The organism is Dapis hubbardiae BLCC-M172, from assembly GCF_050016015.1.
GTDB lineage: Bacteria > Cyanobacteriota > Cyanobacteriia > Cyanobacteriales > Microcoleaceae > Trichodesmium.
Map to the genome: position 1 here is coordinate 1 of NZ_JBNHEQ010000006.1, position 15131 is coordinate 15131.

11 protein-coding genes are annotated in these 15131 nt (G+C 33.5%); all 11 read right to left on the reverse strand.

The window, feature by feature from the left end; all coding sequences use genetic code 11:
- On the reverse strand, positions 1–1744 hold a 1744-nt coding region (locus ACP6PK_RS00430), incomplete at its 3' end, for a CHASE2 domain-containing protein (protein ID WP_426556808.1).
- Positions 1745–2638: 894 nt separating this feature from the next.
- On the reverse strand, positions 2639–3436 hold the full coding sequence (locus tag ACP6PK_RS00435; RefSeq protein ID WP_426556810.1) for a DUF928 domain-containing protein: 798 nt from the start codon (positions 3434–3436) through the stop codon (positions 2639–2641).
- 437 nt (positions 3437–3873) lie between these two features.
- Positions 3874–4803, reverse strand: a complete 930-nt coding sequence (gene murQ, locus ACP6PK_RS00440) for an N-acetylmuramic acid 6-phosphate etherase (RefSeq protein ID WP_426556812.1) — start codon at positions 4801–4803, stop codon at positions 3874–3876.
- Positions 4804–5217: 414 nt separating this feature from the next.
- Positions 5218–5580 carry a DUF3110 domain-containing protein gene (locus tag ACP6PK_RS00445; protein WP_426556814.1) on the reverse strand — a complete coding sequence of 121 codons (363 nt, stop codon included), beginning with the start codon at positions 5578–5580 and terminating at the stop codon, positions 5218–5220.
- An 876-nt stretch (positions 5581–6456) separates the two neighbouring features.
- Complete coding sequence (locus ACP6PK_RS00450; RefSeq protein ID WP_426556816.1) at positions 6457–7599, reverse strand: DegT/DnrJ/EryC1/StrS family aminotransferase; 1143 nt, start codon at positions 7597–7599, stop codon at positions 6457–6459.
- A gap of 376 nt (positions 7600–7975) precedes the next feature.
- Positions 7976–8650, reverse strand: coding sequence for an L-histidine N(alpha)-methyltransferase (locus ACP6PK_RS00455; protein WP_426556818.1), 675 nt, complete (start codon positions 8648–8650; stop codon positions 7976–7978).
- A 39-nt stretch (positions 8651–8689) separates the two neighbouring features.
- Entirely contained in the window at positions 8690–8947 is a 258-nt protein-coding gene (locus ACP6PK_RS00460) for a hypothetical protein (RefSeq protein WP_426556820.1), read from the reverse strand.
- A 635-nt stretch (positions 8948–9582) separates the two neighbouring features.
- Entirely contained in the window at positions 9583–10746 is a 1164-nt protein-coding gene (locus ACP6PK_RS00465) for a glycosyltransferase (RefSeq protein ID WP_426556822.1), read from the reverse strand.
- Between the two features lie 642 nt (positions 10747–11388).
- Complete coding sequence (locus ACP6PK_RS00470; RefSeq protein ID WP_094672270.1) at positions 11389–12207, reverse strand: metal ABC transporter permease; 819 nt, start codon at positions 12205–12207, stop codon at positions 11389–11391.
- Positions 12208–12694: 487 nt separating this feature from the next.
- Complete coding sequence (locus ACP6PK_RS00475; RefSeq protein ID WP_426556825.1) at positions 12695–13456, reverse strand: metal ABC transporter ATP-binding protein; 762 nt, start codon at positions 13454–13456, stop codon at positions 12695–12697.
- 527 nt (positions 13457–13983) lie between these two features.
- Positions 13984–15030, reverse strand: a complete 1047-nt coding sequence (locus ACP6PK_RS00480; protein WP_426556827.1) for a metal ABC transporter solute-binding protein, Zn/Mn family — start codon at positions 15028–15030, stop codon at positions 13984–13986.
- Positions 15031–15131 lie beyond the last annotated feature (101 nt).

A 15131-nucleotide genomic window follows, 5' to 3' on the forward strand; every position in this document is an offset into this window, starting at 1 on the left:
CTGTATAAGATTCAATCCGAGAAGCTAAATTAATATTACTACCAACAACTCCATACTTAGACCTCCTATTACTACCAATATTTCCAACTACAACTTCTCCCGTATTAACACCAATTCCCATCTGAATTTCTGGTAAACCTAATTCCTTTAATTTAGCATTTACGCTAGGCATTGTTATTTGCATTGCTACTGCACAAGCAACTGCTCTTTTTGCATCATCTTCTCTCTGGGTAGGAGCGCCAAAAATAACCAAAATTGCATCACCAATAAATTCATCAATAGTACCACCATATTGATTAATTACTTCTGTCATTTCCCCCAGGTAAATATTCAACATAGCAAAAATTGTTTCTGGTTCTGACCTTTCAGATATAGCAGAAAAACCTCTTAAGTCAGACATTAAAATTGTCACCTTTCGTCGTTGACAATTTAATTTTAATCCATCAGGATTTTCTAATAAATTTGCTACTACTTCATCAGTCAAATAACGACTAAAAACATCACGAATATATCCAGCAGTTTTAGCAACAAAAGCAGTAATAGCGATCGCCGACAACCAAATAGCTAAAAATGGCGAAATTATCGGAATCCACCAACCCCAGATAAAAGCATAGTAACTGATATAAACTAACCCACCAGTAGCAAGAAATAAAGTAATAATTGATTTCCCAGAAAATTGAGAAAAACCTCCTGAATAACGCCATTTCCAACTAATAGTTGCTCCTACTGTTGACCAGAAAAGAATCCATAGCCATTCTAAATATTCGGGCAATATTTTAATAATATTCATCTCACCAAGAGCAGAACTAATAATCAGACTTGTGACATTAGCATGAATTTCTACCCCTGACATTCTTTCAGGAATCCCAATAATTTTACTGCTGTAAGGAGTGAGAAATAAATCATTTTTACTTTCTGCTATTGAGCCAATTAAAATAATTTTATCCCGCACCAATTCAGGAGTAACTTTATTGTTTAAAACATCAGTCACTGAAACCTGTTGAAATGTATATTCTGGGCTGCGATAATTAAGAATTATTTGATATCCTTGAGCATTAGTTTGTACATAAGCACCATGATTATTTTCAAAAGGAATAAATACAGCTTTTCCTAATTGTAAATTTTCAGGATTAACTGCTGAAGGTCGAGGATATATTTTCAATTTTTCCAGATAAATTGTCGCTAATTTCAATCCTAAACTTGGTACTATTTTACCTTCTGAATCTGTCAAATATAAAAAGAAACGCCTAATTTTACTATCAGCATCCATAGGCATATCATTAGCACCAACTTGATTCAGTTTATCTAAAACTGGTGGGGGATTAATAGGGGAATTAATTTGATTACCAACTACCTTTCTAATACCAATTAAATTTGGTGTAGATGCAAATACTTTGACTAATTTTTCATATCCTGGTTCTTCTGGTAAATCTCGATATATATCTAAACCAATTGCTGCTGGCTGATGCTTTTTCAAGTTTTCTATTAACTCAGCAAGGAGTTCATCTGATAAAATTGCCATCTCCAAAGTTTGTATATCTGATTCATTAAATCCCACAATTAATATTCTTTGATCTACAGGTTTTTGGGGACGAAATCTGATGAATTGATCGAATGCTGCTAACTCAAATATTTGTAAACTGCCTGTTAAATGTAGCCCAATTAATAGGATAGTAATAGTAGGAGCAGTAACTAATAAACCACGCCATTTCCAAGCTAGCTTTTTAATTATTTTTTGCCACATAATACCAATTATATTAAGTGTTTTCTACAAATATTTAGGGTACTTATTAGGAGTCAGGAGACAGGAGTCAGGAGTCGTATGGGAATAGCTTCAATACTATTTTTTAGTTCATAACTAATATTTTTAATCAAAGAGACATCTCCTATAAAATATTTGGTTATTCCTTATTATTCCTAACATTCTTTTTTCAAACTGGTATAGGGTTTCTCAAGCTTATGAAATACACAAGCTCTTTAATTTCTTTTCTATTCCTTATTTCCCAGTTAAGTGTTCCCTAAAACCTAGAATTTTGTACCTCACGCTTTTTGGGAATTGCTATATAATACCATTTTCATAAAGGCAAGCATTTCCTCCGGAATGCTGCGCAAACAGCCGTCAGCTATAATTTATTAAGTTATTATTTCACTAAGATGAAGAAGAAATTAGTTTCCAAGGAAAATTAAAAGTTACCACATTAGCTTTGAGCAATCTGAACTTACCAAATAATTAATTATTATAGGAATGCTAAATATAGCAATCCTAAATAGCTCGTGACAAATCAAAAAGTAGATAAAAAACTTGAGACTCCCGGTTGTTAACTGTTACCAGTTAAGTGTTTCCTAAAAGCGGTAAGGTTTTTATACACAAAGAAAATAGGACTGCTATAGGATATTTCCTTATATTTAATCCTCTCGGTTTTAACCAGAGGTAATTATCAATAGACATCTGGTGAAAAAGATATAGACTTTTTGCTCTTAGAGAGAACAGGGAATTTATTCTTACGAAAAAGATACGAAAAATAATTTTGTCACTGAATTTTACAACTCTAGCTTATCTTAAATAAAGAGCAAGTTTATTTTCTGGAGAGGTCTAATTATCCATTATCTATTATCCATTATCCATTAATGACCAGATTTAATCTTCTCTTTCACAACAATCTAATATAGCTGCTGGAATTAATTCTTCTTTACCCTGAGAATTAGCCGAGTTAAATAATTCTTCCCAGTCATCTATTAACTTCGGATTATTTGGATTTAACCTCCGAAGTTGTACCATACTTTCTAAAGCATCATACCAAATTCCTTGGGAAGCGTAGACAGTTGGTAGAGTTAGAGGGGTAACGCCTACTAACTTATTATAAAAGCTTTTTCTGGGTTTAATACGTTTAATTATACCTTCAACAAATGGGTTTCCACTACGATCTCCTAGTTCAGAAATACAAAATATTTGTACTCCCCATAAATAGTTTTTTCTTACTTCTAAAGGAGGTGATTTTTTGGGGGGAATATTAATTCTAATAATTCCTGATTTTTCAGGTAGCTGAAAAATATGATTATAAACATCATTCTGCTCTAAATCTCTGATAAAAAACTCTGCTTGTTGAGCATTTTCATAAGGGGGAATATATACATATAATGTCGGATATTTAGATATAGTTAATCCCGATCTCGTTTCTGGAACTAAAAGAGTTAACTTTTTATTTCCTAATAAACAGCTACCACTACCAATAGATTGACCACGAGTTCCTGTAGGTGTTGTAGTTGGAGGTGCCCCTCTATCTGGAGGTATGTACATTTGAGAAATTTTCCAGCTACTACTAATATTTCTCAAGGTAGCTATTGCTAAAACTGGTCTTTGTAAAACAGCAGAAATACTCCATAGCTTTATGAGTACAGTAACTGATAAACTAGCAATTAATAATAGGTATTTCATATTTTCTAGGAAATAGGGAATAGGGAATAGGGAATAGAAAGAAAGCAAAAAATCTTTATCCCGTCAGTTGTACCACATTAATATGGAATATGCTTTATATAATTCATCTATTTGATACTAATTGACCTTAAATATTTCATACCAAATCCGTTTGCTTCAGAGTAATATAATTCTGTTGATCATTATAGAATCTGTAGGGGCTAATTGCCATTCGCCCCTACAATATATTTAATACTAAATAAAACCGATACTACCGGATTTAAGATCACAAATAGTTTCAAACTTTAGATGTTAAATAATTCCCTGAAATTATTATAAAGTCAAAGTTTTTAGTGGGTAAAATCTTGAGGCATGACTTCCATAAAAAGATATGATAAACCTTTCTTAATGTCTAGATGTTGATTGATGGAAAACTGTTAATTATTTGGCAAAAAAAGTTATTCTTCCTGATTAGTTATCCCGACTTTTTTCAAAGCTGCCCTAAGATTACCTTGATACTCAGATAAAATATTATTTCCTTCTTCTTTTTCTAAATTACTCCAGTGCATTAAAAGTGCCAACTTAACTGAATCACCACTTTTATTTAATAATTCCCCTGCTTCATCCCGACTTAACTCAGTCAGATCCTCAATCATTCGTAAAGCCCGATCGCGTAACTTACTATTTTTTACAGCTACATCAATCATACGATTACCATAAACTTTACCTAACCTCACCATTACCCCTGTGGATAAGATATTCAAAGCCATTTTTGTTACTGTTCCTGCCTTCAGACGGGTTGAACCAGCCAATAGTTCGGGGCCAACTAACAACCTAATATCTACATCTACCTCTACCTTAAATTGTTCTACAGGCACACAAGTAATAAAAATTGTTTTTGCCCCCCTTTTTTTTGCTGCATCCAAAGCACCATGAACATAAGGAGTTGTACCACCAGCAGTAATACCAACTATCACATCTAGATTTGTGATATGGCGCAAGGCGATCGCCTGAGTACCATCTTCCCAGCTATCCTCCAAATCTTCCGAACTGCGGACTAAAGCTCCCGCACCTCCAGCAATAATTCCTTGTACCAACTCTGGAGGCGTACAAAATGTTGGCGGACATTCCGCAGCATCCAATACCCCCAAACGGCCACTGGTACCAGCTCCCACATAAAACAACTTACCACCTTGGCTTAAAGCCTCTGCCGTAATGTCCACTGCTTGAGCCAATTGTAAACGGGAAGAAGCGATCGCCTCTAAAGTTCGGCTATCCTCTTGATTAAACAAATCCACCAACTCTAAAGAACTTAACTGATCGAGATTATGACTATTAGGATTAATCTGTTCAGTTAACAAATGACCTCGTTCTTGTAAATTTTTCATACCAAACCTTGACAAATTATCAAAAAAATAGTTTTACTCAAATCACAAATATTAATGCTATAGCAGTCGAACCATCCCTCGCGGACATTGCTAAATACTATTTGCGGGGCATTGACCTAGGAAAAACTCAGTCATAGATAACTTCTGACTTTTTATTTATGACTTATGACTTGCGCGTAGGGCTATATTTCCTCTTGATTTTCAGAGTAAAAAGCCATCCATCAGTTAGAAATAGCTTTAATTTCATCAGATGAGAATGACAGTCAATAGACGATAAATTCATCTTAACTTTTTTAGCTTGATAAAAAAATCAATCAGAAATAAACCTGCAAAATTGCTCTGTAGATGGGAAAAATAGTTTAGGTTTTGCAACCTCTTTGATTTGTAAATCAGATAATATATTTAACTTTTGAGTTACAAAAGACCTTCCAATTGACGTCTAATTTTATCTAACTCAGTTTCGGTCTTTTGAGAAGTTGGGTCTGGCTCCAATTGCCAATCAGTATTTTCTACATTATTTTCTGGGGGAATAGTCAAAGCACCTGCTGGCACAACTTCCCAATCATAATCAACACCCCTACAGAATTCCATAATTTCTTCTTCGTCAAACTCCTCCACTGTGGGAGTAGGAAAATCTTGAGCTTCTAGCAATACAGCAAAGCGAGTTGCATCATCCTCAGACTCAAACATAAATACCTTATTACGATCGCCCATCTGAATTGTATGTATTCCCTCATTTTCAGTTCGAGCATTAAATAGTAAAACAAATATTCGCATAACCTTTCTTAACTTAAATAGATAATTGTTTTGTCTATATTAATAGACACAAAGGAATAATGTGTCTAAAATTATATTAATTTGTCTGTCAAGGTAGGGAAGGCGCTCGAATATTCTACTGTACCAATCTTATAAGTGTTTTTTACAAATTGAGATAAGTTAAGAAAGAAGGAAGAATGGGTAAATATAAAAAAAAGGTAAAAAAAATTATAGATAACTATCTACGATGAATTAGATTAGCTGTTTTTAACTATATCTGATTAAGACCTACATTTTTGTAGCATTCTTTTTTGATTTGACCAAAAAAAAAGGTCTCAAGCCTCCCCTTTTAAGGGGATAAAAAAGAGAATATTCCTTATGTCAAGCCTCTGGGTTTAGCCAGAGGCAGGTGTTAACTGTTAACTGTTAACTGTTAACTGTTAACTGATAACTGTTAACGCAGTTCCTCCGATCGGAGGCTAACTGATAACTGAAATTACGAGTGGTATTAGACATCTCCAATAATTAAGAAGTAAAATCAATTATCCCGTTATTGTTCATCAATTATTTCTCCCTATTTCCTCTTTTCTAGAAATGTCTATTTAGGGCTTGCCGATAAAGGTTTGAGCAATTTTAGCTTTGAAATACCTTGGTTTTGAGCTGCTTGATGCACGGTTCCCGAAAAATCAAAAAGGACTGCATTTATGGCGCATAGTTGAGCAAAAAAATTACCGAAATATTGTGGTTTAAAGCCTCTCATAAGCAAGGAGAAACAATGAATTTATTTTCCTTTTATTCAATCCAATCCGTTTTAGGGATAGGTAATTATCAATTATCAATTATCCATTATCCATTATTGAATCCCCTACTCCTAAAAAAAGACTTCTTCAGCAAACCCTATTTAAGATGTCTAACTAAAGCTTCTCCTACTCGTTGAGCATCGGTTTCTGTCATACCAGAAGTTAAAGGTGGGCAAATATGATTTGGGCACCAATGTTCGGCAATGGGAAAATTCTGACCTTCACAAATACCTTGGAAAACTGGTTGCTGATGACAAGGTATTTCATAAACTGTTCCTCCTAAAAATATTCCTTCTTCTGCTAAAGCTGTTTTTACTTCTTTAGGATTTTTTCCTTCTGGTAAATGAACAATCAATTTATAATTACTAGCTACATCCATTTTTTCCGTAGAAACAAAAGATAAACCTGCTTCTTTTAAAGGTGCTGTAATTAATTCATAAGCTCGTTGTCTTTTGTTCAACATTTCTGGCAACTTTGCTAAATGAATTCTACCGAGCAGAGCATTAATTTCCGTGATGCGCATACTATTCCCAAAGTCAGAGTGTAAACCACCAAAATCCATTCCTCGCTTTCCTTGGTTTCTGAGCGATCGCGCTATATAGTCTTCTTCTTCATTATTTAGAGTTATCATTCCTCCCTCACAAGTTGTCATAACTTTAGTCGGGAAAAATGAAAAAGCTGCACCGTCTCCTAAATTTCCAGCACTTACACCATTTATTTTGCTACCGTGAGCATGAGCGGTATCTTCGAGAACAAACAATCCTTGCTGATGACAATATTCTACTACTTGGGGAAACTCAGGAGAAATTACACCTCCAATATGAACCCACAAAACTCCAGAAATTTTCTCTGGGAGATTTTCACCCTTTTCTACTGCCTCTTTTACCATTGCTAGCGATGGTGCAAATGTTTGTTCATCCATATCGAGATATTGAACTTTTCCACCAGCGCGAATCACCATAGCAACAGTAGCAAAGTTAGTATTCGTAGGAACTAAAACAGTTGTTCCCTCCACCTTTTTTAAGCGTAAAATAATTTCTAATCCAGAAGAACCACTATTAACAGCGATCGCGTATTTAGTACCAACATATTCAGCAAATGCTTGTTCAAATGCCGTGGTATGTTCGCCCAAAATCAACTTTCCAGACCTTAAAATTTTCTCAGATTCTGATAAGAAATATTGAATTTCATCATCTGTAATATCGAAATAAAATGGCTTAATTTGTTGATTTATTGTCATGCTGTTTATTTACTAAATTTCAAATTCAATACTACTTGCCTATATATTTTCTTTAATAGAGTTGTTGGGAAATAAAAGTTGAACAATGCTCAAAAGCTTATTCTATAAAGTTTTCAGGATTTTCTGGTTGAAAAATGCTATAAGCGATGACTAATAAGGGTTTTAGCCATTTTTTTAGCTTAATTCCCAACAACTCTAATATAAACATAAACTCAATTTTTAAATTATACCAAATCCGATTTACCAAGAGCAGATTCAAAAAAATAAAAATATTCACCTAAAGCGAATTTGAATATTTTCACTAACTAACTTAATAATAACCGGATTTGGTATTACCTAAGTTATCTCAAAATTAGGCAACAATTATTTCATTGACTTAATTGTTAACTCCTAAAACATGAATTACCATACGCTCATTTTGATCGACAAAGCAATCTAGAGGTTTTAATCCTGCTTTTATAGCCAGATTTTGAAAATAGTCAACCGGATATTTATAAGAACTTAAGAAATGAAATTTTTCCCCACTTTTGATATTTATAGGAATACCATCTAGAACAAAACTTTGGTCTTGAGTTGCTCTTACATTATGTTCCACACAATGAGTTTCAGCCACCCAATTAAATTCATAATTAAATCCAGTAGGATCGAAGTCAGAAACAGGCAAATCGCGATTAATATAGTATAAAATACTAACAATGAACTTTGCTACTTTGTCATTATCGTATGCTTTTCTTAAAGATGACTCATTTTGATTAGCATCTACACCAACAATAAGAATACCATTTGGTTGTATTGCCTGTGAAATTTTCCCTAAAAAATCAAGGCAATTCTCAGTAGAAAGATTGTTAATTGTACTTCCTTTAAAAAAAACTACAGGTAAGCTGAAAATTTTAACAATATCAACATTCTTAATAAAGTCTGTCTTAATTGGTTGAACTGATATATTTGGCAATTCCCGACTTAAAATTTCTTCACTCTGCTGCAGATAAGTTTCACACAAATTTATAGGAATATAACTGTTTAATTGTTTAATTTCTTTCAAAAAAGGCAAGGTTTTCTTTTTGAAAGCTATATCTGTACCAGGACCGAATTATATCAAATTAGATTCTGCTGGAACATAAGCAGCAATTTTGCTGGCAACATCATTAATTAACTGCGTTTCCTCTTTATAAAGATAGTAATCTAAGTTTTGAGATATTATTTCCAAGTAATATTTTTCACCATTAGCAGGATCATCTTCAATATTTGAATTGGGAGTGCTGTACAAATAAGGAGCTAAATTTTCTTCCTGTTGACGTAAAAATAGAGATTTGACATCAGAAAGAAATGATTGATCAAAGTCACTCACAATTATTTTCCTCTATAAGCAATAATGAAATAATACTATAAAAACTTTAGTTATGAATTAAAATACAGTATTTTTTATAATTATTAACATAGTGTTATGATAATTAATTATCAATAAAATATTTCAATCTTTTTTCATTTAAGAGAAAGAAGCCAGGTGTATTTTAATTTCTCTTTTATCTCCTAATTTCCTAATCCTTTTCTGACCGAATAATTAAATAATTCAGCTTTATTAGCTGATCCTTATCCAGGAAAAAAAAGTGCTCTTGAATTTCCTTAGATTTAATCCCGTAAAGATTTTAACCACAGGTAATTATCAATTATCGACGATCAATTATCAATTATTGAACTAATAATTAATAATTAAATAATTCAGCTTTATTAACCGACCCTTTCAAGGATAAAAAAAGTGCTCTTGAATTTCCTTAGATTCAATTCCGTAACGGTTTTAACCAGAGATAATTATCAATTAAGTAGGTCGGTGGGAAAATTTACAAGTATGTCATTGCGACTGGAACGGAGTGGAAGGAAGCAATCTCAAGGTTTTCGACTTTATTAACATTTAGTTATATAGTGAGTTTTATTCACACCTACCTACTTATCAATCATTAATTATCAATTATCCATTATCCATTATCAATTAATGAAGGGAACCATTTTTCCATTATTAATTAACTTGTACTTAACACCACGCCATACTACTGTACGCTTAGTTAATGCCAAAAACCAAAATATTAAAGCAAAAGTATCACGCAAAGGCAATAAATAAAGACTTTCAAAACCTTCTGTATCTTTCAAATTTTTTAAAATTATTCCAGCAGTCAAAAGTCTTAAAACAACTGTAATTCCTAATATTCCTAACCCCCATAAATCTCCCATTCGTACCATAGCAAACAAAATAGCAAAAGGTACTGCGCGAATTAATATCGTGGCAATAAATGGCCAGGGACGCGCCAAATATGTATTCTGATCCCAATAGACTTGATGAGTCCACCACTGTTGCCAACTTTTCAAGTCCACAGTCACATCAATAATGTATGGCAAAAGCAACATTTTTTTTCCAGAAGTCCAAACTCTCCGTCCAAGTTCGTAGTCTTCTACAAGATAATCTGCTAGACTCTCCAAACCACCCAGTTCTTCTAATGTGCTGCGACTTATGGCTATAGATGGTCCTAAACAAGCATTAGATGCTCCTGTAACTGTTGCAAATATAACGCTAGGAATAAAGTCAGCATTTATTGTTAATAATTCCATCTTCTCAAACCATTGATGGGCACTTTTGACTTTAAAAAGAGTACAGACACATCCGACGTTAGGATTTGATAAAGGAGATATGATATTTTTGATATAATCAGGTTTAAGATTGGTGTCACTGTCGCTAATAATAATTGTGTCGTGACGTGCTTCAGCTATTGCACCAAGTAAATTATTGACTTTACCATTAGCTCCCACTTCTTTATTGTCAATTACAACGGAAATTTTCTGACTACCTATTTCTAGTTGAATATCCTGAAGAATAGGAATAGCTGCATCTTGAGGATCTTGAACAGAGTAAATAACCTGATATTCAGGCCAATCTTGAACAGCAATAGTATGGAGATTTGACTTGAGGTCTTTTTCAATACCCCGCACTGGTTTTAATACAGTGACAGGAGGGTGAAATTTTTCTGTAGCGTTTATTTCTGGGATGATTTTGTTAAAAAAATTTCTAGTCGTCCAGACACTTAGAATTGAATATATAGATCCACCGAGGATAGGTATTAGGAAAATTATTTGGAGTACCTCTAAAGGGGTTGGCATTAATTAATTATTACTTTCATTTTTTCAACTTAAGTATAGTATAAAAGTTGCATAAATACAGAGAAATAAATTAAGGTCTCATACCATTTATCAAAAACTTTTGTACATTTTATTGAGTAGGGGAGTAGGGGTAATTGAATATTATCGTTTCCCCCTTTTTTTTTGAATATTTACTCCTTACTTCCTTCTTCCTTTCAAATAATGCTACAAAAAGTTATGTCTCTATCAGAGAGGCTTAAAAAAAATCAGATTCAATTCACTTTAGGTAGATATTTTGAGATTTTTGAATATTTACTGCTTCTTCCTTCTTCCTTTTTCCTTGAAAGGTCTCATACCATTTATCAAAAACTTTTGTACATTTTATTGAGTAGGGGAGTAGGGGTAATTGAATATTATCGTTTCCCCCTTTTTTTTTGAATATTTACTCCTTACTTCCTTCTTCCTTTCAAATAATGCTACAAAAAGTTATGTCTCTATCAGAGAGGCTTAAAAAAAATCAGATTCAATTCACTTTAGGTAGATATTTTGAGATTTTCCCTCTTTTTTTGAATATTTACTTCTTCTTCCTTCTTCCTTCTCTCCTAGATAACTAAAGCCTTCTCTCCTAGATAACTAAAGCCTTCTTCCTTTAACTGATAACTGTTAAAGCCTCCCCCGACCTGAAAATACTACTATTAAAAATCCCAATAATTGCACCAAAACAATACTAGGACCAGAAGGCAAATTAAAAGTACCAGATAATACCATTCCTATCACCCCACTCACAGCACCAATTAATGCAGAAACTCCTAAAAATGGCACAAACTCATTACAAATTAACTTCGCCGTAGCTGCTGGAATTACCAAAAAAGCATTCACCAATAAAATACCAACTGCTCTAATAGTAAGAGCGATCGCCAATGACAAAATAATCATAAATATATATTTATATCTCTCGACAGGAATACCCTGAATTTGTGCTAAATCAGCATTCAAAGTTAACAATATTTGTTTCTGTAAAGTTAGCCCTATCCAACCCAAAGATACAGTCAATAAAATCGCCAGAAAAATCAAATCTAAATTACTAATTGCCAGAATATCACCAAACAATATAGACAATAAAGTACCACGATATCCAGGCACAAAACTAAACCCAATTGTTCCTAATGCAACTGAACCAGCAATTGTAATACTTAAAATCGTATCTCCTCCTAAATTAGTCTTTTCAATTAAATAATTAATCCCTAATCCAAATAATACCAAAAACCCAATTAAAGCCATCATTGGAGGGAACTGCAATAAAGCACCTATGACTACAGCTAAAAAAGCAGTATGACCTAAAGCATTTCCAAACAAAGATAACTGCCGTAAAATTACAAATCCACCGAGAATACCTCCCAAAATTCCTAACAGAATACCGCCAAGAATTGCTCGTTGCATAAAAGGCAAACTAAATAAATCTATTAATTCTGAAAAATTCATATATTAACCCTATTTAAGTTGTAATATTTTGGTGGAAGTTAGGAGTCAGGAGTCAGGAGTCAGGAGTCAGAATTTACTCGTATTTTCAGCTCAAATTAACTATTATAAAAATCATCACAACCAATGCGCAGATTGCTATATTTATCAGTTAATATCAAACTTGTTTAATATTAATACAGTTTATAAGACCAACATTCATAAGGTATGAAACTATGATTAGTAACTCTTTAAATTACATAACTGCAAAAAAAAAACCTAACTGAATTGTATTCATATATAGACTCATCGACTTGATTTCTTCCTTCTTCCTTCTTCCCTCTTCCTTCTTCCTTCTAATGATAAGGTATGAAACTATGATTAGTAACTCTTTAAATTACATAACTGCAAAAAAAAAACCTAACTGAATTGTATTCATATATAGACTCATCGACTTGATTTCTTCCTTCTTCCTTCTTCCCTCTTCCTTCTTCCTTCTTCCTTCTTCCTTCTAATGATGATGAAAATATCTAGTAAAACCTTCTCCATAAATCTCACTCAAATTATTCTCATTCAAAGTAACACTAGGTTTACCATGACATAATATACGACGATTAATACAAATAACCTGGTCGCAATAACGACTCACCATATCTAAATCGTGGGAAACCTGAAGAATAGAAAAACCATTTTCTGTCTGTAAACTTGTCAATAATTCGGCAAATTCTACTTCTCCAGTTGCATCTATACCAGCCATAACTTCATCTAATATTAATAACTGCCGAGGTTGCACTAAACAATATGCTAATAAAACCCGTTTTAACTCCCCTCCACTTAAACTTCCTATTCGTTGTTTACGATGATTTTGTAACTTAACTTTTAGCAAAGCTTTTTCCACAGAAATAACTTTTTCCCGCGACTTCATAAAACTGCTTTGAGGCAAACCCAAACCAACTAATTCAGCTACAGTTAATGGAAAACTTCGGTCAAAAATTAACTTCTGGGGAATATAACCAACTTGATGCCAATATTTTCCTAAATCTTTTATTTGTTTACCAAGAATTTCTATATAACCAGACTCATAAGGAATCAAACCTAATATTGCTTGAATTAATGTACTTTTCCCCGCGCCATTAGCTCCAATTATTGCCGTATTACTGCCAGGAAAAACTTTAAATGATACAGATTCTACTGCTTGATATTTTCCTCTTACTACTGTCAGGTTTTGTACATCAACTACAGGAAATTTTTTCTTTATTTCTACTACATTCACGGACAAACTTCCTCCAAACTTTTTAAATTATTTGTCATTTTAATTAAATAATATTTTCGGGTGCATCTCAATGCATGAAGAAAGCCAAAAATTTATCGCTTTTAGGGAACAGGGAATAGGGAACAGGGAATAGGGAATAGGGAAAAAGTATTTTGGCAAATATGAGATGCACCCATATTTTCTGTCTAGTAGATCGATGTTTATCAAATTTAATCGGCACTTACCCAAATAATTAATAATTAAGCAATTAAATAATTAGATAATTCAGGTTTAAAGCCTCCCCTTTCAAGGGAAAAAAAATAAATCTTTTCCCCCTTTGTGTCAATCCTCTCCCTTTCAGGCAGAGGTAATTATCAATTATCCATTATCAATTATCCATTAATGAAGGAGGCTAACCTAGAAACCCGGTTTCTTCGAGAAACCCGGTTTCTTTGCATAATTCCCACTCGTATTACTTTACTGACAAACTTCCTCGACAGGAGAACCTAGAAACTGGGTTTCTTTGCGTAAGTGTTAATAAGATTACTTTATTTACAAACTGCCTCTAAACTTTTTAAATTATTTCTCATGGCAGTAAAATAATGCTCTGGGTCTAACAAACCACTATTTATTGGATCTAATTTTTTGATTGGTAATCCAACATCTTTGGCAATTTGCTGCATTCGACTATCATTAAATCCAATTTCTGCTAGTAAACCTTTTACTTGATATTTTTTAGTGGTATTTATTACTCTTTGAATATCTTTAGGCGTAATATTATCTTGTGGCAATTCTACTACTGCTATTTGTTGTAAATTATAGCGTTTTGCCAAGTAGGGATAAGCATCATGAAAGACAATAAATTTACACCCTTGGAAGGGAGTTAAACGAGTTTTAAATTCTTGGTCAAGTTGCTGTAATTTTTGCAGATAAATATTAGCATTTGACTGATAAGTAGCTGTATTATTAGGGTCAGCTTTAATTAAACCATCGCGAATATTTTTGACTTGTTGTTGTGCTAAAACTGGGTCTAACCAAACATGAGGGTTGCCCTCTTCATGACTGTGCCCGTGACCGTGACTGTGGCCGTGACTGTGACCATCACCGTGATCGTGGTCGTGGTGGTCGTGGTCATCCTCCTTTTCTTCTATGTGACCTTCGTCATTGTGACCATGGTATTCGTGATTGTGACCGTGGTGGTCGTGGTCATCCTCCTTTTCTTCTATAGGTTCAATATTTTGACTAGCATCAATTTCTTGTAGTTGAGAGTTACCAGCAGAATCAACTAATTTCTCTAAAAATTCTTCAAAACCCAAACCATTTTTGACTAATACATCTGCTGCTGCAATAGTACGAGCATTTTGCGGTGTTGCCTGATATTCGTGGGGATCTGTTCCGGGAGGAATTAAAAGTTCTACTTCTCCATTTTCTCCGGTGACTCCTTTGGTAAACATATATATAGGCAAGAAAGTTGCAACTATCTTAGTTCCACCTGTATTTTGAGCTACACTGCTAACGTTTCCTAGAGAAGCAGTCGTGATAAGTGCTGCTACTCCTAATAATGAACTACCGACCCATTGAAATTTTCTGAACATTCGTTTTGACCTATCATGAGAATGGTTATCATTCTAATATAAATCATAACAAAAAAAAAGCCATAGAAAGGCAAAATTTCAATATAGCGCTACTTGAGGAA